19 protein-coding genes and 2 pseudogenes are annotated in these 20,040 nt (G+C 69.7%); 13 read left to right on the forward strand and 8 right to left on the reverse strand.

What is annotated here, in order from left to right; all coding sequences use genetic code 11:
- Nucleotides 1-156 precede the first annotated feature (156 nt).
- The 3 genes from ACIRP7_RS25160 to ACIRP7_RS25170 form a co-directional block, all read right to left on the reverse strand.
- Nucleotides 157-306: a hypothetical protein gene (locus ACIRP7_RS25160; RefSeq protein ID WP_403663659.1), complete on the reverse strand. Its 150-nt coding sequence runs from the start codon at nucleotides 304-306 to the stop codon at nucleotides 157-159.
- Nucleotides 307-592: 286 nt separating this feature from the next.
- Nucleotides 593-2,455 (reverse strand): ABC transporter ATP-binding protein, encoded by a 1,863-nt coding sequence (locus tag ACIRP7_RS25165; protein WP_403663662.1) that lies wholly within the window; start codon nucleotides 2,453-2,455, stop codon nucleotides 593-595.
- Nucleotides 2,452-4,248, reverse strand: coding sequence for an ABC transporter ATP-binding protein (locus ACIRP7_RS25170; protein ID WP_403663665.1), 1,797 nt, complete (start codon nucleotides 4,246-4,248; stop codon nucleotides 2,452-2,454). Before ACIRP7_RS25170 ends, ACIRP7_RS25165 begins: the two co-directional genes overlap by 4 nt.
- Before the next feature lie 193 nt (nucleotides 4,249-4,441).
- Here ACIRP7_RS25170 and ACIRP7_RS25175 point away from each other — a divergent pair.
- Both ACIRP7_RS25175 and ACIRP7_RS25180 read left to right on the forward strand, forming a co-directional pair.
- Nucleotides 4,442-4,624: pseudogene (locus ACIRP7_RS25175) on the forward strand (ABC transporter permease); the annotation flags it as partial.
- Nucleotides 4,618-4,728: pseudogene (locus tag ACIRP7_RS25180) on the forward strand (LuxR C-terminal-related transcriptional regulator); the annotation flags it as partial. The pseudogenes ACIRP7_RS25175 and ACIRP7_RS25180, both read left to right, overlap by 7 nt.
- Here the strand turns inward: ACIRP7_RS25180 and ACIRP7_RS25185 are convergent.
- Both ACIRP7_RS25185 and glgX read right to left on the reverse strand, forming a co-directional pair.
- Nucleotides 4,725-6,131, reverse strand: a complete 1,407-nt coding sequence (locus tag ACIRP7_RS25185) for a sulfatase (RefSeq protein ID WP_403663668.1) — start codon at nucleotides 6,129-6,131, stop codon at nucleotides 4,725-4,727. The pseudogene ACIRP7_RS25180 and the gene ACIRP7_RS25185 sit on opposite strands and share 4 nt — an antisense overlap.
- Before the next feature lie 53 nt (nucleotides 6,132-6,184).
- Entirely contained in the window at nucleotides 6,185-8,419 is a 2,235-nt protein-coding gene (glgX, locus tag ACIRP7_RS25190) for a glycogen debranching protein GlgX (RefSeq protein WP_403663671.1), read from the reverse strand.
- A 254-nt stretch (nucleotides 8,420-8,673) separates the two neighbouring features.
- Here glgX and ACIRP7_RS25195 point away from each other — a divergent pair, with 254 nt between their 5' ends.
- The 6 genes from ACIRP7_RS25195 (at nucleotide 8,674) to ACIRP7_RS25220 (ending at nucleotide 15,238) form a co-directional block, all read left to right on the forward strand.
- Complete coding sequence (locus ACIRP7_RS25195; RefSeq protein WP_403663674.1) at nucleotides 8,674-9,906, forward strand: Ig-like domain-containing protein; 1,233 nt, start codon at nucleotides 8,674-8,676, stop codon at nucleotides 9,904-9,906.
- 162 nt (nucleotides 9,907-10,068) lie between these two features.
- Complete coding sequence (locus ACIRP7_RS25200; RefSeq protein ID WP_403663677.1) at nucleotides 10,069-11,313, forward strand: Ig-like domain-containing protein; 1,245 nt, start codon at nucleotides 10,069-10,071, stop codon at nucleotides 11,311-11,313.
- Between the two features lie 385 nt (nucleotides 11,314-11,698).
- Nucleotides 11,699-12,466: an enoyl-CoA hydratase/isomerase family protein gene (locus tag ACIRP7_RS25205; protein WP_403663680.1), complete on the forward strand. Its 768-nt coding sequence runs from the start codon at nucleotides 11,699-11,701 to the stop codon at nucleotides 12,464-12,466.
- 262 nt (nucleotides 12,467-12,728) lie between these two features.
- Entirely contained in the window at nucleotides 12,729-13,232 is a 504-nt protein-coding gene (locus ACIRP7_RS25210; RefSeq protein ID WP_403663683.1) for an ATP-binding protein, read from the forward strand.
- A gap of 42 nt (nucleotides 13,233-13,274) precedes the next feature.
- Nucleotides 13,275-14,030 (forward strand): polysaccharide deacetylase family protein, encoded by a 756-nt coding sequence (locus ACIRP7_RS25215; protein WP_403663686.1) that lies wholly within the window; start codon nucleotides 13,275-13,277, stop codon nucleotides 14,028-14,030.
- Nucleotides 14,030-15,238, forward strand: coding sequence for a YncE family protein (locus tag ACIRP7_RS25220; protein WP_403663689.1), 1,209 nt, complete (start codon nucleotides 14,030-14,032; stop codon nucleotides 15,236-15,238). Before ACIRP7_RS25215 ends, ACIRP7_RS25220 begins: the two co-directional genes overlap by 1 nt.
- Here ACIRP7_RS25220 and ACIRP7_RS25225 read toward each other — a convergent pair.
- Nucleotides 15,209-15,889 carry a GNAT family N-acetyltransferase gene (locus ACIRP7_RS25225; RefSeq protein ID WP_403663691.1) on the reverse strand — a complete coding sequence of 227 codons (681 nt, stop codon included), beginning with the start codon at nucleotides 15,887-15,889 and terminating at the stop codon, nucleotides 15,209-15,211. The genes ACIRP7_RS25220 and ACIRP7_RS25225 overlap by 30 nt on opposite strands.
- A gap of 174 nt (nucleotides 15,890-16,063) precedes the next feature.
- On the opposite strand from ACIRP7_RS25225, the gene ACIRP7_RS25230 reads away from it, so the two are divergent.
- Nucleotides 16,064-16,282 (forward strand): EF-hand domain-containing protein, encoded by a 219-nt coding sequence (locus tag ACIRP7_RS25230; protein ID WP_007384825.1) that lies wholly within the window; start codon nucleotides 16,064-16,066, stop codon nucleotides 16,280-16,282.
- Between the two features lie 90 nt (nucleotides 16,283-16,372).
- Nucleotides 16,373-16,531, forward strand: coding sequence for a hypothetical protein (locus tag ACIRP7_RS25235; RefSeq protein WP_403663694.1), 159 nt, complete (start codon nucleotides 16,373-16,375; stop codon nucleotides 16,529-16,531).
- Here ACIRP7_RS25235 and ACIRP7_RS25240 read toward each other — a convergent pair.
- Both ACIRP7_RS25240 and ACIRP7_RS25245 read right to left on the reverse strand, forming a co-directional pair.
- Nucleotides 16,528-17,070, reverse strand: a complete 543-nt coding sequence (locus ACIRP7_RS25240) for an MOSC domain-containing protein (RefSeq protein WP_403663697.1) — start codon at nucleotides 17,068-17,070, stop codon at nucleotides 16,528-16,530. The genes ACIRP7_RS25235 and ACIRP7_RS25240 overlap by 4 nt on opposite strands.
- 27 nt (nucleotides 17,071-17,097) lie before the next feature.
- The gene (locus ACIRP7_RS25245; RefSeq protein WP_403663700.1) at nucleotides 17,098-17,655 is read right to left on the reverse strand and encodes a glycoside hydrolase family 25 protein; all 558 of its coding nucleotides are present in this window, start codon (nucleotides 17,653-17,655) and stop codon (nucleotides 17,098-17,100) included.
- 717 nt (nucleotides 17,656-18,372) lie between these two features.
- Between ACIRP7_RS25245 and ACIRP7_RS25250 the strand changes: the two genes are divergently transcribed.
- From ACIRP7_RS25250 to ACIRP7_RS25260, 3 genes are all read left to right on the forward strand, one after another.
- Nucleotides 18,373-18,792: a hypothetical protein gene (locus ACIRP7_RS25250; protein ID WP_403663703.1), complete on the forward strand. Its 420-nt coding sequence runs from the start codon at nucleotides 18,373-18,375 to the stop codon at nucleotides 18,790-18,792.
- A 174-nt stretch (nucleotides 18,793-18,966) separates the two neighbouring features.
- A complete protein-coding gene (locus ACIRP7_RS25255) occupies nucleotides 18,967-19,359 on the forward strand; it encodes a hypothetical protein (RefSeq protein WP_403663706.1) in 393 nt (130 codons plus the stop codon).
- 85 nt (nucleotides 19,360-19,444) lie between these two features.
- Nucleotides 19,445-19,900, forward strand: a complete 456-nt coding sequence (locus ACIRP7_RS25260) for a hypothetical protein (protein ID WP_403663709.1) — start codon at nucleotides 19,445-19,447, stop codon at nucleotides 19,898-19,900.
- The last annotated feature ends 140 nt before the right edge of the window (nucleotides 19,901-20,040 follow it).

Below are 20,040 nucleotides of genomic sequence, written 5' to 3' on the forward strand. Positions count from 1 at the left end.
TAGACATTCCAGATAGGCGGGTTGACGAGAAGAATTCGGGGTTTCCGCATATGAGTTCTCGCTGGAGTCCGTTGCTGGATAGGGGAGTCGAGTAGTGGCCATCGGAGCGCGGACGGAGCGCGCTTCAGCGAGTCATTTTGATCAGCTCGTGGCTGGTCAGCTGTTGGCGGACTCCTGGAGAAGGGCGTACTTGCTGTTGACACGGTTCGGAACGATGGCCTCGACGGAGAGGGCCTCGTCGACCTCGGCGAGGGCGAGAAGGGCGTCGACGTCGAAGTCGTTGGGGGTCTCGGCGTTGAGGTTCATGAAGTTCTCCTCTTCGAGTGAAAGGTGCTCCGTGGAACGGTTACTTCTCGGCCTTCGCTCGGCTCCCCAGCCGTCCAGCGCCTGAATGAACGTATCTTCATGATCGATACAGCACTAGAGGACCTTGCGTCAGCGACACCGCGACTTTGAGCCATGTCAGCCTTGAGGTCTTTGGCGCAAGGCCATGAAGTTATGGGTCCGGTCGTGCCGCAACTGGGGTCTGATCGGGAAGGGCGCCGGACGCGGGAAGCGGGGCCCCGGTAGAACTGGCTGGACCCCTGGTCGCTCACGCCAGACTGTCCCGCCAGGCCCGGTGCAGTTCCGCGAACCGGCCCGTGCCCGCGACGAGTTCGGCCGGATTGCCGTCCTCGACGATCCTGCCGTGCTCCATGACGAGCACCCGGTCGGCGATCGCCACGGTCGACAGCCGGTGCGCGATCACCACGGCCGTACGGCCCTTGAGGACCGTCGCCATCGCCCGCTGCACCGCCCGCTCGCCCGGGATGTCGAGCGAGCTGGTCGCCTCGTCCAGGATCAGCACCGCCGGATCGGCGAGCAACGCCCGCGCGAACGCCACGAGCTGGCGCTGACCCGCCGAGATGCGGCCGCCCCGCTTGCGTACGTCGGTGTCGTACCCGTCGGGCAGCGCGCTGATGAAGTCGTGCGCCCCGATCGCCTTCGCGGCCTGCTCGATCTCCTCGCGGGTAGCGTCCGGGCGGCCGAGCGCGATGTTCTCGGCGACCGTGCCGGAGAACAGGAACGCCTCCTGCGTCACCATGACCACCCCGCGCCGCAGCTCGGGCACGGCCAGCTCGCGCAGGTCCACGCCGTCCAGGAGGACGCGGCCCTGCGAGGGGTCATAGAACCGGGCGAGGAGTTTGGCGAGCGTCGACTTCCCGGCACCGGTCGAGCCGACCACCGCGACGGTCTGCCCGGCCGGGAGTGTGAGGTCGAAGGGGGGCAGCACCTCGCCGCCGGTGCGGTAGGCGAACGAGACCCCCTCGAAGACGACCTCACGGCCGGGACGGTCCGCGGACTCCAGTGCCGGCAGCTGCCTGGGCGTCGACGGCTCGGGCACGGTCGGGGTCTGGGCGAGCAGGCCCGCGATCTTCTCCAGGGAGGCCGCCGCCGACTGGTAGGAGTTCAGGAACATCCCGAGCCGGTCGATCGGGTCGTACAGCCGCCGCAGATACAGCACCGCGGCCGCCAGTACACCCAGCTCCAGCGAGCCCTGCGCCACCCGGTAGGCACCCCACAGCACGATCCCGGCGACGGCCGTGTTGGCGACCAGCCGGGACCCGACGACATAGCGGGCCATCTCAAGGAGCGCGTCGCCGTTGACCCGCTCGTGCCGCTTGTTCAGTACGGCGAACTCGCCGTCGTTGGCCGCTTCGCGGCGGAACGCCCGCACCGGCCGGATGCCGTTCATCGTCTCCACGAACTTCACGATCACGGCGGCGATCGCGGTCGACCGCTTGCGGTACACCCGGCCCGCGCGCTGCCGGTAGACCCGCACGAGCAGATACAGCGGCACGAAGGACGCCACCGCGACCGCGCCGAGCCCGAGGTCCAGCCAGAGCAGCAGGGCGGAGATGTAGAGGAAGGACAGGATGACGGTGACGAGCTCCTGAAGCCCCTCGTTGAGCAGTTCGCGCAACGACTCCACGTCCGTCGTCGAGCGGGAGATCAGCCGGCCCGAGGTGTAGCGCTCGTGGAAGTCGATGCTCAGCGCCTGCGCATGGCGGAAGATCCGGCCGCGCAGGTCCAGCAGTACGTCCTGGTTGACGCGCGCGGAGGCCAGGATGAACGCGTACTGGAGCCCGCCGGAGGCCAGCGAGCACAGCAGATAGCCGGCGCCGACGGCGATCAGCGGACCGTTGTCGTGGTCGCGGAACGCGGGCACCGCGCGGTCGATGGCGTACGCCACCAGCAGCGGACCCGCCTGCACGGCCGCCTGCTGGAGCAGCAGCAGGAACGTGGTGAGGGTGACCCGCGCCCTCATCGGGCCGAGCAGGGAGCGCAGCAGGAGGGAGGTGGCGCGCGGGGGAGTGGGCAGGACGTCGTGGTCGAAGGCGTCCACCGCGTCCTCGTGGCGGCTCGCTTCCGGCTCGTCGTCCGCCGTGGGGGCGTTGGTGGTGGGGGCCGTCATCGGTCGTCCTCCGCTTCCCCGGTACCGGACATGAGGTGGGCGTACTCGGCGTTCGTGCGCAGCAGTTCGTGGTGGGTGCCCACGGCGGTGATACGGCCGTCGGACAGCAGCGCGACACGGTCGGCGAGCAGCACGGTCGAGGGGCGATGGGCCACGATGAGCGCGGTGGTCTCCGCGAGGACGTCGCGCAGCGCCGCCTCCACGGCGGCCTCGGTGTGCACGTCCAGCGCGGACAGGGGGTCGTCGAGGACGAGGAACCGGGGCTTGCCGACCACGGCCCGCGCGAGGGCGAGGCGCTGGCGCTGGCCGCCGGAGAGGCTGAGGCCCTGCTCGCCGACCCGGGTGTCGGTGCCGTGGGGGAGGGCGTGCGCGAAGTCGGCCTGCGCCACGGCGAGGGCGCGGTCCAGCTCCTGTTCGTCCATGCCCAGCAGGACGTTGTCCTTGACGCTGGCCGAGAAGAGGGTGGGCTCCTCGAAAGCGACGGCGACTTTCGAGCGCAGCTCTTCTCTGGACATGGCGGTGATGTCCTCGCCGTCCAGGGTGATGTGGCCGGATGTCACCTCGTGGAGGCGGGGGACGAGGGCGGTGAGGGTCGTCTTGCCGCTGCCCGTCGTGCCGACCAGGGCCATGGACTCGCCGGGGCGGATGTGGAGGTCGATCAGGTCGAGGACGGGCGGGGAGCCCTCGGGGGCGTCGGGGTAGCGGAACCGGACGTTTCGGAACCGGAGGCCATCGTTGTCGGCTGACGGCCGGTGGGGGCTGGTCGCGCCGTTCCCCGCGCCCCTTGAGTAGGTTTCCTGCTCCGGCACTTCATTGATCACCTCGAAATAGCGCTCCGTCGCCGTCACCGCCTCCTGAGTCATCGCCAGGAGGAAGCCGATGGACTCCACCGGCCACCTGAGCGCAAGTGCCGTCGACAGGAAGGCCACCAACGTGCCTGTCGACAAGTCCCCGTCCGCCACCTGCACACAGCCCAGAACCAGCGCGGCCCCGATGGCCACCTCGGGCAGGGTGGTGATGACGCCCCAGATCGTGGCCAGCAGCCGCGCCTTGTGCAGCTCGGTTCCCCGCAGCTTCCCGGTCAGCTCGCGGAACGCCCGCGCCTGCGACCGGTGTCGCCCGAACCCCTTGATGATGCGGATGCCGAGCACGCTCTCCTCGACGACCGTCGTGAGGTCGCCGACCTGGTCCTGGGCGAGCCGCGCCACCCGGTGGTACCGCTTCTCGAAGACCACGCACGTGATCATCACGGGGATGGCCGGACCCAGGATCACCAGCCCCAGCGTCCAGTCCTGGAGCAGCATGATGGTCACGCCGACGACGATCGTCACGGCGTTGACCAGCAGGAAGGTCAGCGGGAAGGCCAGGAACATCCGCAGGAGCATGAGGTCGGTGGTGGCCCGGGACAACAGCTGGCCGGACGCCCAGCGGTCGTGAAAGGCCACCGGGAGGCGCTGGAGGTGCCGGTACAGGCCCGCCCGCATCTCCGCCTCCACATGGGAGAGCGGTCTCGCCACCAGCCACCGCCGCAGCCCGAACAGCAGTGCCTCCGCGAACCCGAGCAGCAGCAGGTACAGCGCCCCGCGCCATACGCCCGCCGTGTCCCCGTCGGCGACCGGGCCGTCCACCATCCACTTCAGGACGAGCGGGATCACCAGCCCCGCGCAGGAGGCGAGGATCGCCACGAGCGCGGCGGTGAACAGTCGCGCGCGGACCGGGCGGACGTACGGCCACAGGCGCAGCAGGGACCTTACGGCCGATCGGTTCTTGGTGGTTGCATGTGTGAGGGACATCAACAGCGAGCCTACGGACCGGCACTGACAACGCCCACCTGGTTTTGGCCGGACCTGGATCGGCCGCTGGTCCTACGACCTGCATGTTCGAGGGGTCGTACGGCCGCATCCACCGATCGGTTGATGCCGGGTCGAGCGCGACGGGCGATGTGGCGGCGGGGTCCGGCCCGGGACGCCGGGGCCATGTCGGGTCGCTCTCGCGCTCGGCGCGGTCATCTCCGCCCTGTCCCGCACGACGGAGATCACCGGCGCCATCGGGTCGGCCGTGTTCTTCCCATCGATGTTCTGCGCGGGCGTGTGGGCGCCGGTGCAGACCATGCCGGACCTCCTCGCCCGGATCGTCGGGTACACGCCGTTCGGCGCGGCCGCATCAGCGAGGCGACCGTGAAGACCCACCTCACCCACCTGTACGCCAAACTGGCCGTCAAGGACCGCGCGGCGGCGGTCGCCGCGGCGTACGAGCGGGGGATCCTCGGCTAACCGGGATACGGCAGCAGCCCGGCGGCCGTCCTCTCCCATGCGGCCTTCAGTTCCGCGAGCAACTCCGGCTCGTCCGGGGCCAGGTCGGCCTGTTCGCGCAGGTCCGCGCCGAGGTCGTAGAGGTGGTCCTTGCCGGCCGCGTCCTGGTAGTACTTCCAGCGTCCGCGCCTGAGCGCCCGGTTGGCCCTGACCCGCCAGAACAGGGCCCGTTCCGGCAGCCGTTCGTTCCGCAGCAGGTACCCGGCCAGGCTCCTGCCGTCCAGCGGGTACGCCGGGTCGGGGCGGGCGCCGGCCAGCTCCAGGAAGGTCGCCGTCCAGTCGGGGGAGAAGTTCGGCTCGTGGCTGACCTGGTTGCCGTCGATGCGGTGCGGCCAGCGCACGATCGTCGGAACGCGGATGCCGCCCTCCAACAAGGAGGCCTTCTCGCCGCTCAGTGGCCACAGGTACGACCAGCGCTCGCCGCCGTTGTCGCTGGCGAAGTACACCAGCGTGTGCTCCTCCTGCCCGGAGCGGCGCAGCGCGGCGAGCACCTCGCCGACGGCCGCGTCCAGGCTTTCGACCATCTCGGTGTACTTCGCGACCGAGCCGCCGTCGTTGTGCAGGAGCGCGGCGGTCACCTCGGCCTGGCTGCCGGCACTGCGGATCTTCTCCGCGATCTCGGCACCCGTCTCCTCGTCGCCCTCCGCGAGCCACGGCCAGTGCGGGGTGGTGAAGTTGAGGTTGAGCAGCCACGGCCGGTCATGGTCGCGGCTCACGTACTCCACGGCCCGCTCGGTCAGGACCTGCGTGTAGTAGCGCAGGTCCTGGTACTCGGCGTCGCCCTCGTAGAGGTCGTAGTCACCGAGCTGCCCGAGCTTGGAGAAGTACTCCAGCACGCCGCCGTGGTTGCCGAAGAACTCGTCCCAGCCCGACTTGGTGGGGCTGTAGTCGGGCAGCCAGCCGCAGTGCCACTTGCCGATGAGCGCGGTGGCGTAACCGGCCTGCTTCAGCAGCGAGGCCAGCGTCGGGTGGTTCGGGTCGAGCCCCTGCGTCCTGTTGGCGATCGGTTCGGCGAGGCCGCCCTTCGTACGGCCCGGATACCGCCCGGTGTACAGACTGAACCGCGTCGGCGAGCAGGTCGCCGACCCCGAGTAGGCGTCGGTGAACCGCACCCCCTGCCGGGCCAGCCGGTCCAGGTTCGGCGTCCTGATGTGCGGGGCGCCGTACGAGGAGAGGTCGGCCCAGCCGAGGTCGTCGCCGAGGATGACCAGAAGGTTGGGCCGCTTTCCGGACCCGGAGGCGGCCCGGGCCCTGAACGGGCGCTCGGCGGGGGCGGCTTCAGCGGCAGTGGCCGTACCGGCGACGGCGGTCACGGCGCCGCCGCCGACGAGACCACCGAAGGCACGGCGGGATATCTCGGGCATGCGACCGAGTCTGATCAGCGGGTCGGTGCAATGGCCAGAGATCAAGCCGGGAGTTAATGCACCCGCAACAACAGCACCGCCCGCGCCGGAATCGTGATCGACGTCCCCGCCCGGTGCACCGCCCCCGGCGCCTCCCCCTGTTCCTCCCTCGACGTGTCGACGACCACCTCGTACCGCTCCGCCCACGGCGGCCCCGGCAGCAGGAAGGGCGCCGGGCGGTCGCCGGCGTGCAGGACGGCGAGGAAGCTGTCGTCGACGATCGGGGCGCCGCGTTCGTCCCGGCCGGGGATGTCCCGCCCCGACAGATACATGCCGAGCGTGGCGGCCGGCGCGTACCAGTCCCGTTCCGTCATCTCCGTGCCGCGGGCCGTGAACCAGGCCAGGTCCCGCAGCCCGTCCGCCGAGTGCGCCCGGCCCGAGAAGAACGCCCGGCGCCTGAGCACCGGATGCCGGTGACGCAGGTCGATCAGGCGGGCGGTGAGGTCGAACAGGGCCTTCCAGCCGGGGTCCTCCAGCAGCCCCCAGTCCACCCAGCTGATCTCGTTGTCCTGGCAGTAGGCGTTGTTGTTGCCGCGCTGGGTGCGGCCCAGCTCGTCACCCGCGACCAGCATCGGCACACCCGTCGACAGCAGCAGTGTGGTGAGCAGGTTCCTGAGCTGCCGGCGCCTGAGCGACCGTACGCGCTCGTCGTCCGTCTCCCCCTCCGTCCCGCAGTTCCACGCCCGGTTGTCGTCCGTGCCGTCCCGGTTGCCCTCGCCGTTCGCCTCGTTGTGCTTCCTCTCGTACGACACCAGGTCCCGCAGGGTGAAACCGTCGTGCGCGGTGATGAAGTTGACCGAGGCGTACGGCCGCCGCCCGCCCCACGCGTACAGGTCGCTGGAGCCGGACAGTCGGTAGCCGAGGTCCCGTACGTCCGGCAGCGCGCCCCGCCAGAAGTCGCGTACGGCGTTGCGGTAGCGGTCGTTCCACTCCGTCCACAGGGGCGGGAAGGCGCCCACCTGGTAGCCCCCGGAACCCACGTCCCACGGCTCGGCGATCAGCTTCACGCGCCGCAGCACCGGGTCCTGGGCGATGACCGCGAGAAAGGGGGACAGCATGTCGACGTCGTGCATGGAACGGGCCAGCGCGGCGGCCAGGTCGAAGCGGAAGCCGTCCACGCCCATCTCCGTCACCCAGTAGCGCAGGGAGTCGGTGATGAGCCGCAGCACATGCGGCTGGACCACGTGCAAGGTGTTGCCGCAACCCGTGTAGTCCGCGTAGCGCCGGGCGTCGGACTGCAACCGGTAGTACCCGCGGTTGTCGATGCCCTTCAGGGACAGCGTGGGGCCCAGCTCGCCCGCCTCCGCCGTGTGGTTGTAGACCACGTCGAGGATGACCTCGATCCCGGCGGCGTGCAGCGCGCGCACCATGCGCTTGAACTCGCCGACCTGCTGGCCCGTCGTACCGGAGGCGGCATAGGCGGCGTGGGGCGCGAAGTAGCCGATGGAGTTGTAGCCCCAGTAGTTCTTGAGACCGCGCCGCAGCAGATGGTCCTCGTGGGCGAACTGGTGGACGGGGAGCAGCTCCACGGCCGTGACGCCGAGCTTCACGAGGTGCTCGATCGCGGCCGGGTGCGCCAACCCGGAGTAGGTGCCCCGCAGTTCCTCCGGAATGTCCGGGTGCAGGGCGGTGAACCCCCGCACATGGACCTCGTAGATCACCGAGTCCGCCCACGGGGTCTTCGGCCTGTGGTCCTCCGCCCAGTCGTCGTCATCGTGGACGACCACACCCTTCGGGACGTACGGCGCCGAGTCCCGGTCGTCCCGTACGGTGTCCGCGACCTGCTGCTGGGGCCAGTCGCGGACATGGCCGTACACCTCGGGCGGCAGGCTGAAGTCGCCGTCCACCGCGCGGGCATACGGGTCGAGGAGCAGCTTCGCCGGGTTCCAGCGGCCGCCGGTCCACGGGTCCCAGCGGCCGTGCACCCTGAAGCCGTAGCGCTGGCCGGGCATGACACCGGGGACGAAGCCGTGCCAGATCTCGTGGGTCAGCTCGGTCAGCCGGGCCCGGGTCTCCTTGCCGTCCGCGTCGAACAGACACAGCTCCACGGACTCGGCGCCGCCCGCCCACAGCGCGAAGTTGGTTCCCGCGACCCCGTCCGGGCCGACCCGGAACCGGGCGCCCAGCGGGGTCGGCGCACCGGGCCACACCGGCACGGGCGGTACCCCCCGCCGCTCGCCGTTCACCAGCGCGGCGGGGCGCTCCTCGGCGGCTTCCGTCACCGCCTCCTGCTCGGCTGCGCTGGACACCGGTCGGCCTCCCACGGCTCGTGGAACGAGGTGGAAAAGAGCGCACGGCGTCCCAGCCGCGGCACCCCTCACGTCGTTCTCCCCACTGTTCTGCCCAGCGCTTGCCTCGCACTCACGGGTTCGCTCCGCCGGGTTGGGCGGGACGCCGGAGGATGTGCCGGGCCAGGTTGTCGCCCCTCAAGAGCGGTGGGTCCCCGTTGCCGTGGATCCAAAGATCACGTTTCCCCTCGGTGGGCCGCGTCGTTGAGCTGCTCGTGAGGCATGGACATGGGCGCGCTCGGCGCGCAGGGGCCGTTCTGGCCACCGTAGTGACATGGGCGGGACTGTTGGCCGGGGCCGTCGGCTGTACGGCGGGCGGGGACGGCGGGATCGGGGGTGTCGGGGGGTTCGGGAAGCCGCCCGCGCCCGAGGACGTGATCAGGGTCGTACCCGACGACGGCACCAAGGGCGTGCCGCCCGAAGAGCGGCTGCGGGTCCGGGTGCCGAGCGGCCGCCTGGAGTCGGTCACCGTCGTCAAGTCCCAGGACGCGCAGGACTTCCCGGTGCCCGGGCACATCTCCGACGACGGCCTGCGCTGGGAACCCGACGAGGCACAGCTGGCGCTGGCCGCCGAGTACACCGTCGACGCGGTCGCGCTCGACGCCCACGGCCGCCGCTCGGCCCGGCACACCACCTTCACCACCTACGTCCCCGAGGAGCGCTTCGTCGGGTACGTCAGCCCGGAGAACCGCTCCACCGTCGGCACCGGGATGATCGTCTCCCTGGAGTTCAACCGGGAGATCGAGGACCGCGCCGCCGTCGAACGCGCCGTACACGTCACCTCGAAGCCGCCCGTCGAGATCCGCCCGCACTGGTTCGGCCACGGCCGCCTCGACTTCCGCCCCGAGCACTACTGGACGCCGGGCACCCGCGTGACGGTGGCGCTGCGACTGCGTGATGTGGAGGGCGCGTCCGGCGTCTACGGCCTGCAGGACCGGACCTTCTCCTTCACCGTCGGCCGCAGCCAGGTCTCCCTCGTCGACGCGGCCCGGCACACCATGCAGGTCAGACGGGACGGCGAACTGCTCGCCACCGTGCCGATCACCGCCGGCGCCCCGAAGACGACCACCTACAACGGCAAGATGGTCGTCACCGAGATGCTCGAAGTGACCCGCATGAACAGCCGCACGGTCGGCTTCGGCGGCGAGTACGACATCCCGGACGTCCCGCACGCCCTGCGGCTGACCGACTCCGGCACCTTCCTGCACGGCAACTACTGGGCGCCCACCGCCCCCGGCAGGGTCAATGTCAGCCACGGCTGCGTGGGCCTCAGGGACGTGAAGGGCGGCAGTTCGGACACGCCCGCGGGCTGGTTCTTCGACCGCAGCCTCGTCGGGGACGTCGTCGAGGTCGTCCACAGCAATGACAAAAAGGTCGCTCCCGACAATGGCCTCGGGGGATGGAATATGGGCTGGAAGGAGTGGAAGGCGGGCAGCGCGGTGAAGTAACCGGGCAGGGGGGCGGCCCGGCCCGACTCTCCCCCGGAGTTGGGACGGAATGGTGACCTTGGACTTACATGATGCTCAAAAGTCTGCGGTTAATATTCGCCGACGCGTCGGTAGAACGCGTAGGGGAGCGGGCCTGAGCAGGCCCTTCGAGGGGAGAAACACTTGAACGTGCGACCGATATCGGGGGCGTCGGTTGACGCGCGGGGGCGCGGGGCCAAGGGATTGCTGGCGCTGATACTCGGCGTTCTGCTGCTGGCGGTCACCGCCTGCGGCGGGGGGGATTCCGGTTCCGGTTCCGGTGACTCCAAGGCCGAGAAGGGCGACTCGTCCGCCACCGGGACCAAGCAGTCCGAGGCGGTCGTCTCCATCACCCCGAAGGACGGGGCGAAGTCCGTCGACACCAGCGGTGCCCTGAAAGTCGGCGCCGCCAAGGGCAAGTTGACCGAGGTGCAGGTCAAGGACGCCAAGGGCACCGCGATAGCCGGGAAGATAGCCGCCGACGGCGCCTCCTGGACGCCGTCCACCCATCTCGCCTCCGGCACCAAGTACTCGGTGCACGCCGTCGCGAAGGACGCCGAGGGCCGCACGGCCGCCGAGGACTCCAGCTTCACCACCCTGACCCCGAAGAACACCTTCATCGGCACGTTCACGCCCGAGGACGGCTCGACGGTCGGCGTCGGAATGCCGTTCTCCGTCCGCTTCACCCGGGGCATCACCAGCCCCGAGGACGTCGAGAAGGCCATCACGATCAAGACCTCGCCGGCCGTCGACGTCGAGGGCCACTGGTTCGGCAACGACCGCCTGGACTTCCGGCCCGAGAAGTACTGGAAGGAAGGCACCAAGGTCACCGTCGACCTCAACCTCAACGGGGTCGAGGGCCGCGACGGCGTCTACGGCGAGCAGGACAAGACCGTCTCCTTCACCATCGGCCGCGACCAGGTCTCCGTCGTCGACGCCAAGAAGCACACGATGAAGATCACCCAGGACGGCCGGACCATCAAGACCCTCAAGGTCACCACCGGCAAGCCCGGTTACGACACCTGGAACGGCCAGATGGTCATCAGCGAGAAGCTCGCGGTGACCCGGATGAACGGCGAAACGGTCGGCTACGGCGGCGAGTACGACATCAAGGACGTCCCGCACGCCGCCCGTCTCACGGACTCCGGCACCTTCATCCACGGCAACTACTGGGGCGGCGACGCCTTCGGCAACTACAACGCCAGCCACGGCTGCGTGGGCCTGCGGGACGTCAAGGGCGGTTACGACAGCGGTGTCCCGGCCGCCTGGTTCTTCAACCACTCGATGATCGGCGACGTGGTCGTGGTCAAGAACTCCGACGACGCGACCGTCGCACCGGAGAACGGCCTCAACGGCTGGAACATGTCGTGGGAGAAGTGGAAGGCGTAGCCCGCACGACGACCAGCGGCCCCGACGCGAGGTACGGCACCGGGGCCGCTGCGGGGTAAGACACCGGGGCGCTGCGACGATCCCGCCAATGTGGGCGACCGCACCGGCCGGTCGTCGTCAGCCGCGTGCTGTGTCTGTCCGACGGCGACCCCTGGCCTCCGGCCGGCTGCGGGCGACGGTACCCGGCCGGTCGTCGTTGGCCGCCGTGCTGTGTCTGTTTGCGGGCACCCTCCGGACCTCCGGCCGAATGTGGGCGACCGCACCGGCCGGTGATCGTCGGCCGTCGGCCGTCGTACCGTGCCTTCCTGGGGGCTTGCACCAGCCCCCGGCCGAGTGTGAGCCACCGCACCGGCCCGTCGTCGTTAGCCGCCCTTAACCTGCTGGCATGACCGTGAATCTCGAAGTCGCCGAAGGTGTCGGCACCATTCGTCTCGACCGACCGCCCATGAACGCGCTGGACGTAACCGTCCAGGACCGGCTGAAGGAGCTCGCCGAGGAGGCGACCCGGCGCGAGGACGTGCGCGCGGTGATCGTGTACGGCGGGGAGAAGGTGTTCGCGGCCGGTGCGGACATCAAGGAGATGCAGGCCATGGACCACACCGCGATGGTCCTGCGCGCCCGCGCCCTGCAGGACTCGTTCACGGCGGTGGCCCGCATCCCCAAGCCGGTTGTCGCGGCCATCACCGGCTACGCCCTGGGCGGCGGCTGCGAACTCGCGCTGTGCGCCGACTTCCGGATCGCCGCGGAGAACGCCAAGCTGGGGCAGCCGGAGATCCTGCTCGGCCTGATCCCCGGCGCGGGCGGCACCCAGCGCCTCGCCCGGCTGATCGGCCCGTCCAGGGCGAAGGACCTGATCTTCACGGGTCGTATGGTCAAGGCCGACGAGGCGCTGACGCTCGGCCTCGTGGACCGGGTCGTGCCCGCCGAAGAGGTGTACGCGGAGGCCCACGCCTGGGCGGCGAAGCTCGCGAAGGGGCCGGCGATCGCGCTGCGCGCCGCGAAGGAGTCGATCGACACGGGACTCGAGACCGACATCGAGACGGGCCTCGCGGTGGAACGGAACTGGTTCGCCGGCCTGTTCGCCACGGAGGACCGTGAGCGGGGCATGAAGAGTTTCGTCGAGGAGGGCCCCGGCAAGGCCAAATTCCTCTGAACCCCTTGCAATTGACGCGATGTCTGATCCGGGTCCCTCGATGGGGCGGTTTATGGGAGCCTTAACGCAACCTTAAGTCTGCCTTGTCGAGGGAGCCCGTCGATTGCCTCCCAGCGAGCCTCCGCCGCAGGTCAGAAGGGCTATCGAAGACGCCGAAGTGCCCATGGCATATGCCGATCACCGCCAACGGAACGAAGCATTCCGGGGGGTGTATTCGTCGGGAACGGCCCCGGAGGGCGCTGTGGGCGGCCATGATGGGGGCATGGCGGGGCTGGAGGGTTTCGAACAGCCGCGGGGAGACAGCCGAACGACGGCGGCGCGCTGGTCTCCGGCGGTCGAGGACGAGTACGCACTGAAAGCACTCGAACTGTTCGGAAATCCCACGGAGGCCGAGGTCCCGCTGCCCTCCCGGCCGGAGTCCGCGGCGGCCGCGCGGCGCTTGACCCAGGTGATCGTCCTCCGTCACTGGGGGCTCGCTCCCAAGATGGCCGAGGACGCGGTGTTACTCGTGTCCGAGCTGGTCGGCAACGCGGTACGGCACACGGGCGCGCGGGTGTTCGGTCTCCGGATGCGGCGTCGGCGGGGGTGGATCCGGATAGAGGTCCGTGACCCGTCACGCGGACTGCCCTGTCTGATGCCGGTGCAGGAGACGGATCTCAGCGGGCGCGGACTGTTCCTCGTGGACAAGCTGTCGGACCGATGGGGCGTCGACCTGCTGCCTCGCGGAAAGACGACGTGGTTCGAGATGCGGGTGGCCGACAGATAGACGGTGGGTCGATCAGCGCCAATCTCCCACATAACCCCTTAAATGGGGCGAGTGACCGCTACCGATCGTCGGGCAGTGCTCCTCGCCACCGCTGGGCTGGCGCTGGCCGCGGGATGTGCGACCAGGAACGCCGTCGCTCACCCGGCCCACTCCGCCCACTCCGCCGGCACGGCCTCCGCCCAGCCCGCCCTGCCCGCCCTGCCCGCCCAGCTCACCCACGGCCCCCGCGACCGCCCCCGGGTCGCCCTCACCTTCCACGGCAACGGCGATCCCGCCACCGCCCGCGCCCTGCTCACCGAGGCCGAGAAGCATGGCGCCCGTGTCACCGTGCTCGCCGTCGGCACCTGGCTGGACGCGCATCCCGACATCGCCCGGCGTGTCCTCGACGGCGGACACGAGCTCGGCAACCACACCCTCCACCACCTTGACATCAACGCGATGTCCGAGGCCGAGGCCAGAGCGGAGATCGTCGGCTGTGCCGAACGGATCCGGCGGCTCACCGGGTCGGTCGGGACCTGGTTCCGCCCCTCCCGTACGCCCACCGCCTCCCCTCTCGTCACGCGGCTGGCCCGGGAGGCCGGCTACCCCCACGTCCTCTCCTACGACGTCGACTCCCTCGACTTCACCTCGCCCGGCGCCACCGCCGTCGCCCGCAAGGTACTCGCCGAGATCCGCGAAGGATCCGTGGTGAGCCTGCACTTCGGGTACGCCGACACGGTCGCCGCCCTCCCCGTCGTACTGGAAGAAGTCGACCGGCGCGGCCTGGCCGCAGTGACCACCACGGAGTTGTTCAGCTGATGCCCCCCATCCTCCTGAAGCGCCGCCTCGTGCGGAGCACCCTGATCGCGGGTGCCGCGTTCGTCGCCCTCGCCGCCTGCGGTACCGGGACCGAGAGCGGGGTGCACGAGGCCGTCGGCACCAAGGCGGCCGTCCCCGCCCCCGTGAAGCCGGTGGGACCGGTGGGGAAGCCGGTCCGCGGGCTGCCCGGGATGCCGCCCCTCCTCGACCCGAAGGACGTCTACGCGGCGGACCGGCCGAACAGACTGTCACCGGTGGTCAAGGACTTCCCATCGCGGGTCTACGTGCCCAACACCGAGTCCGACACCGTCTCCGTGATCGACCCGAGGACGTACGACGTCGTCGAGACGATCCGGGTCGGGCGGCAGCCCCAGCACGTCGTGCCCTCCTGGGACATGAAGACCCTCTGGGTCAACAACGACCGCGGGAACACCCTCACCCCGATCGACCCGAGCACCGGGAAGGCGGGCAGGCCGGTCGACGTGCACGACCCGTACAACCTCTACTTCACGCCGAACGGCAAGTACGCGGTCGTGATGGCCTCCCTCGACCGCGAGCTCGTCTTCCGCGACCCGCACACCATGGAACCCAGGAAGACCGTGCCGGTCAGCTGCTACGGCGTCAACCACGCCGACTTCTCCCTGGACGGGACGTACTTCATCGTGTCCTGCGAGTTCAGCGGTGAGCTGTTGAAGGTCGACACCGAGAAGATGGAGGTGGTCGGACAGCAGAAGCTCCCCTTCCACGGGGCCATGCCGCAGGACGTCAAGGTCTCGCCGGACGGGAAGCGGTTCTACATCGCGGACATGATGGCCGACGGGATGTGGGTCCTGGACGGCGACACCTTCGGCAAGCCGGCCCTGCTGCCCACCGGCAAGGGCGCCCACGGCCTCTACGTCAGCCGCGACTCCCGCGAGATGTACGTCTCCAACCGCGGCGAGGGGACCGTCTCCGTCTTCGACTTCACCGAGAACCGGCTTACCAGGAAGTGGCGCCTCCCCGGCGGCGGCAGCCCCGACATGGGCGGCGTCTCCGCCGACGGCAAGGTCCTGTGGCTGTCCGGCCGCTACAACTCCGAGGTCTACGCCATCGACACCCGCACCGGCGCCCAGCTCGCCCGTATCAGGGTCGGCAGCGGACCGCACGGGCTCGCGGTGTACCCCCAGCCGGGGCGGTACTCACTCGGTCACACCGGCATCTTCCGCTGAGCGGTCGAGGACCCGTGGGGCCGCGGCGAGCAGCACCGCCTCCGCGCCCACCGGACGGTAACCGGCCGCCTGGAACGCCCGCATGCTGCGGGCGTTCCCCGGGGACACCTGGGCCCACAGCGGCTCCGCGGCGAGATGCCTCGCCGCGGTCACCAGCGCACGACCCAGACCCCGGTGCCGTACGTCCTCGTCCACCTCGACCGAGACCTCCAGACGGCCGCCGACACCGCGCCCCGTCACCAGCACGCCGCCCGGCGCCGTCCAGGCGCGAATGCCGTCACGCCGCCTGCGGGCGTAGACGACCCGGGGGTGGTCGGGGTCCTCGATCTCCCTCAACGTGAGCGGCGGTTCGCCCGGGAGCGGGTCGCCGACCAGCATCGCGTCGATGGTCTCGGACCTGCGCCCGGTCCGGTCCAGGAAGGCGGCCAGGAATCGCGGGTTCATGGTCGCCGCCAGCGCGTCGCAGTCCGGGCCGCGCAGCGTGGCGTGCACCCACTCCGGGTCCTCGTCGGTGAAGACGACCGAGTGCGCCGTGAAGGACAGCACGCCCGCGTCCCGGTGGCACGCCTGCGGTACGACCGTCGTGCCGCCGTCCGCGGGCGGGAAGACCCCGCGGGCCGCCGCGTCGAGAATGTCCCGCAAGGTCTCCATCACACCGCTCCTCGAGTCGCCATCCAGTGGATGGCCCACCCTCGCAGACACGATCGAGGACGGCACCGCGGTTTTCCCCGGTGGTCGCCGTACTGGAGGTCCGGGCGGGCCGCTAATCTGACCTGCGGCAGCAAGCCAGCAGGACACGACAAAGGCAAGAAAAGGGGCGGACCGGTGGCGCACATCGACATCGAGGAAGCACGCAAGCAGTTCGAGCGGATCGATGCGGACGGTGACGGCACCATCACCGCCGCCGAGTTCAAGTCCGCCCTGGCCCAGGGTGGCGACTGGAACGTGACCGAGTCGGTCGCCGAGGCGATCATCAAGAGCCGCGACCTGAACGGCGACAAGCTCCTGTCGTTCGACGAGTTCTGGGCCTACCTGAACAAGTAGAGCCGACGGTGAGGGGGCGCCCCGACAGGCGCCCCCTTCGTCATGCCCGGCCCCGGTCCCGGTCCGGATCCGTACCGTCCAGCGGCCGTCGTGGCGCTCCAGGACCAGCGGCAGGTCGAAGCACTTGCCGACCTGGTCGCCGGTGAGCACCCGCGCCGCCGGGCCCTGTGCGAGGACCCGGCCCGCACGCAGCAGCATCGCGTGGGTGGTGCCGGGCGGGGCGAGCTGGAGGATCCGTTCGCGGGCTAGACGATGTCCAGCACCCGGTGCGGACCCTCTGGCAGCTCCACCCCCACGGCGTCCCCGGCCCGCACCACACCCCCGCTGACCACGACACTCATGATCCCGGACCGGAACAGCGCCCGGCCGTCGTCACTCCGGCCCACGACCTGCTTCAGCAGCCCCTTCTGGAACCCGTCGATCTGCGCACACGGATTCCGCAGCCCGGTCACCTCCACGACGGCCTCGTCGCCGAGGTGCAGCAGGGTCCCCACCGGCAGCCCCAGCAGATCGACGCCACGCGTCGTGACGTTCTCCCCGAGCTGCCCGGCGCCGACCTCGAACCCGGCCTCACGGAGCTCCTCGAACAGCTCCTCGTGCATCAGGTGCACCTGTCGGAGGTTCGGCTGCGAGGGGTCCTTCCTCATCCGGAAACGGTGCTTGACCGTCGCCCCGCCGTGGACGTCCCCCTCCACCCCGAACCCGGCGAGCAAGGTGATGCTCTCCCGGTTCGGCTTCGTGAACGAGTACGTACCGTTGCTGCTGACCGCAGTGATCGTCCCACCCATGCCCGAAGCCTATGCGCGGCCCCGGAGTCAGGCGTCGGTGGCCCACTCGCGCAGGGCCGCCTTGCTCGCGAAGTCGGCGACGTTCTTGTCCACGGGGTCGTCGGTGTACTGGTGGAAGCGCCACTTGGCCTTGATGCGGGGTTTGCCGGCCGTGACGTAGTCGGCGATCCAGAGGCCGTCGCCGGCATACGACGTGGTGTCGACCGTCAGCCAGTAGTGCCGGTTCGTGTAGAGCACGACCCGGTTGTTCGGGCGCAGCTGCTTCACCTTGCGGATGAAGCTGTCCTTCTCCGCGTTGCTCGCGTGGGTGCCGTCGCCCGTCGTCTCCCAGTCGACCGCGAGGATGTCGCCGCCCTTCTCGGGAGCGTGTTTGACGAAGTACTCGGCCTGGGCGGTGAGGTTGCCGGGCCACAGGAAGTGGTAGAAGCCGACGACCAGCCCGGTGTCGCGGGCGTGCTTGGTCTGGGCGGAGAGCTTCGGGTTCGTGTAGGAACGGCCCTCCGTCGCCTTGATGAAGACGAAGGAGAGACCCTCCGTGCTGTAGGAGGAGGACTGGTAGGCGCTGACATCGATACCGCGGAGCATGTGGGGGCTCCTTGAAGTGGGGTTGGGGGGACGGAAGTTGATGATGCCCCACCTGCCCGGCGGCAGAACCTCGCCCACCAGGATCCCCGGACCGGGGCGGCAGGTCCGCCTGCTCCGACCTCCACCTCCGTAAGAACGGTGGGGCGGAATGCGAGGGACACGCCGTACAGGTCTGTCATGCCCGAGGTGGAGCGGATTGTCGACCGCGAGGCGTACGGGCACGGCGGATCGACTTTCTCGCACGTTCCGTCAGCGGTGAAGGTTTTACCTCTCCCTGTTCCTTTCCCGGACGTCGAGTGGCCTTTGGGGCAACCGCCGCCCCGTTGTGGATCCCTTGCCCATTCGCTGATCTTTTGATCAACAAATCCTGTCTGGCTCTTTGCTCGTTGGAGATCACTTGTGGGTTGGTTTGATCCACTTGGTTCTGTTGAGAGTTCATTGACTTAAGGGATTGCTCAGGTTTTGATCGCCCGGCTGTGAACGGCGGTAAAGGAACTGTGATCGCGGGGGGTCGGGCTAAGTGGAGTGCCGGAAAACGGCTGAGATGGCTGGCGGCAGCCGCGTTGTCGGTGCAACTGGTGGGCGCGGCCGGCGCCCACGCGGTCGCCGACGCGCCCGTGTCGACGACGGCTTCGGCCACGGACGACCCCAGCGGTCTGTCGCCCGAGGCGGCCGCTTCGCAAAAAAAAGGCCGCTCGATCGGGTTCACCCGTCGCCGTGGACGCCGAGACGACGCCCGCCCAACTGGTCACCGCGCGGCCGGACGGCACGTTCACCGTCGAGTTCGACCCCGAACCGGTGCGGGTGCACCAGGCCTCGGGCTGGGTGCCTGTGGACACCGGCCTCACAATCGCCGCCGACGGCCGGCTCACCCCGAAAGCCGCCGCGGATGTCACCTTCTCCGGGGGCGGCGCGCACGACCCGCTGGCGCGTATCACCCAGGACGGCAAGACCTACAGCGAGGGCCGTGCCGGGCAGGACGTCCGGGTACGTGGCCGTGGAGCCGTCGAGTGTCGGCGACGGCAGCGTCCAGGGCGAACCGACTACGGCAAGAACCATCTGCCGGGCTGGGCCACCGGCGACCCGGCCACCAACTCCGCCTGGACGGCACCGGTTGGGTGCCGTCCGCTGTGGTGACGGTCCAGTACTCGCCGTCGTTGTCGCCGTTGGTGGCACCGGTGGAGTTGTGCCGGTCTGGGCTCCCACCACCAAGGTCGGTGTCATGCCGAGCCTCGGGTCGCAGGAACCGTTCCTGGAGCCTGGGGGGACCTGGCGGATGTTCCTTCCCATGGCGGGAGGTGCGCACTAGCCATGCTGAGAGTCGGGTTTGTTCGGGAGTTCTTCGAGGGGCCGGTCGATCTTCCCGGAATTCATGAACTCATGCGCGCGGACTCCGAGGAATGGCGCGAGACCGCGGCTTTCGCCGTCGCCTATCTCGCGGGCTCCCCGGCGGTCGCCGAATTCACCGAGACCGAGCAGTGTCTGCTGGGTTGTGGCGAGAACCTCGTGGGCTGCTCGTCATTGTTCACCGACGGTTCCTGGGTCTGGCGCGGTGACCTCGGGCATTACGTGGGACGCCATGGTGTGACGCTGCCACCGGAATTCGTCGAGCGGATGCGCGAGTTCGACTGGAAGCCGCCCGCCGATGCCGTCGACGCGTCGGTGGCGCGTCTGGCGTTGCCGACCGCGTGGCAGGTCGCCTGATGTGTGCACGGCATGACGGGGCGGATCACGGATGTCAGCCGCCGCGGGAATGCGTCGGCACAGTACCGAGAATGAGGACGATGTAGTGACAGGCTCACGCCCGGAACGCCGTTCCGCCGGCACCGAGACCCTGCTGGACGTGCTGCTGCGCTGGACAGGGATCCGGCGCCGCACCTCCGCACGGGACATCGCCGACTTCGACGGCGGTCAGCCGCTGCGGGTCGTCGGGTTCACGCATAGCCTCGGTGGCGAGGTCAGGGTCTTGGTCGGCGGGGGAAAGGAGATCGCGCGGCTGGGGCAGGGGTATCTGCGGCTCGCCCTGGGTGAGCCGCCGCTCTGGAAAGACGCGCGGGGCGACCGGACCGCGACCCTCCAGGCGCCGTTCCGGCTGAGGCCGGCGGGCGGGAAGGTCCGGCCGGCGCCGAAGTTCGAGCGGTACGAACTCGTCACGGGCGCGGGCACCTTCGACCTCGCGGTCCCGAAGAAGGACGGCGAACTGGTACGGCACGCGCTCGGCGGCGGGGCGGGGCCGACAGGATGAGCGACGGCTGAGTACTGCACGCACCAGGCCGAGTACGCCCTGGTCGGCCGTCGCCTTCGACCGCCAGACCGGAAGCCGCTATCTCAGGGGCACCCGGGTCACCGACTACGTCGACGTTCGGTGACCTCACACGACTCCGC

Source organism: Streptomyces sp. NPDC102270 (assembly GCF_044766405.1).
Classification (GTDB): Bacteria; Actinomycetota; Actinomycetes; order Streptomycetales; family Streptomycetaceae; genus Streptomyces.

What these genes read in the sequence shown, in the direction of transcription:
- ACIRP7_RS25215 (WP_403663686.1), top strand. Translation starts at nt 13,275, where the DNA reads ATGGGGCGAGTGACCGCTACCGATCGTCGGGCAGTGCTCCTCGCCACC.
- ACIRP7_RS25185 (WP_403663668.1), bottom strand. Translation starts at nt 6,131, where the DNA reads ATGCCCGAGATATCCCGCCGTGCCTTCGGTGGTCTCGTCGGCGGCGGC.
- ACIRP7_RS25205 (WP_403663680.1), top strand. Translation starts at nt 11,699, where the DNA reads ATGACCGTGAATCTCGAAGTCGCCGAAGGTGTCGGCACCATTCGTCTC.
- ACIRP7_RS25225 (WP_403663691.1), bottom strand. Translation starts at nt 15,889, where the DNA reads ATGGAGACCTTGCGGGACATTCTCGACGCGGCGGCCCGCGGGGTCTTC.
- ACIRP7_RS25210 (WP_403663683.1), top strand. Translation starts at nt 12,729, where the DNA reads ATGGCGGGGCTGGAGGGTTTCGAACAGCCGCGGGGAGACAGCCGAACG.
- ACIRP7_RS25220 (WP_403663689.1), top strand. Translation starts at nt 14,030, where the DNA reads ATGCCCCCCATCCTCCTGAAGCGCCGCCTCGTGCGGAGCACCCTGATC.
- ACIRP7_RS25240 (WP_403663697.1), bottom strand. Translation starts at nt 17,070, where the DNA reads ATGGGTGGGACGATCACTGCGGTCAGCAGCAACGGTACGTACTCGTTC.
- ACIRP7_RS25255 (WP_403663706.1), top strand. Translation starts at nt 18,967, where the DNA reads ATGCTGAGAGTCGGGTTTGTTCGGGAGTTCTTCGAGGGGCCGGTCGAT.
- ACIRP7_RS25165 (WP_403663662.1), bottom strand. Translation starts at nt 2,455, where the DNA reads ATGACGGCCCCCACCACCAACGCCCCCACGGCGGACGACGAGCCGGAA.
- ACIRP7_RS25170 (WP_403663665.1), bottom strand. Translation starts at nt 4,248, where the DNA reads ATGTCCCTCACACATGCAACCACCAAGAACCGATCGGCCGTAAGGTCC.
- ACIRP7_RS25245 (WP_403663700.1), bottom strand. Translation starts at nt 17,655, where the DNA reads ATGCTCCGCGGTATCGATGTCAGCGCCTACCAGTCCTCCTCCTACAGC.
- ACIRP7_RS25160 (WP_403663659.1), bottom strand. Translation starts at nt 306, where the DNA reads ATGAACCTCAACGCCGAGACCCCCAACGACTTCGACGTCGACGCCCTT.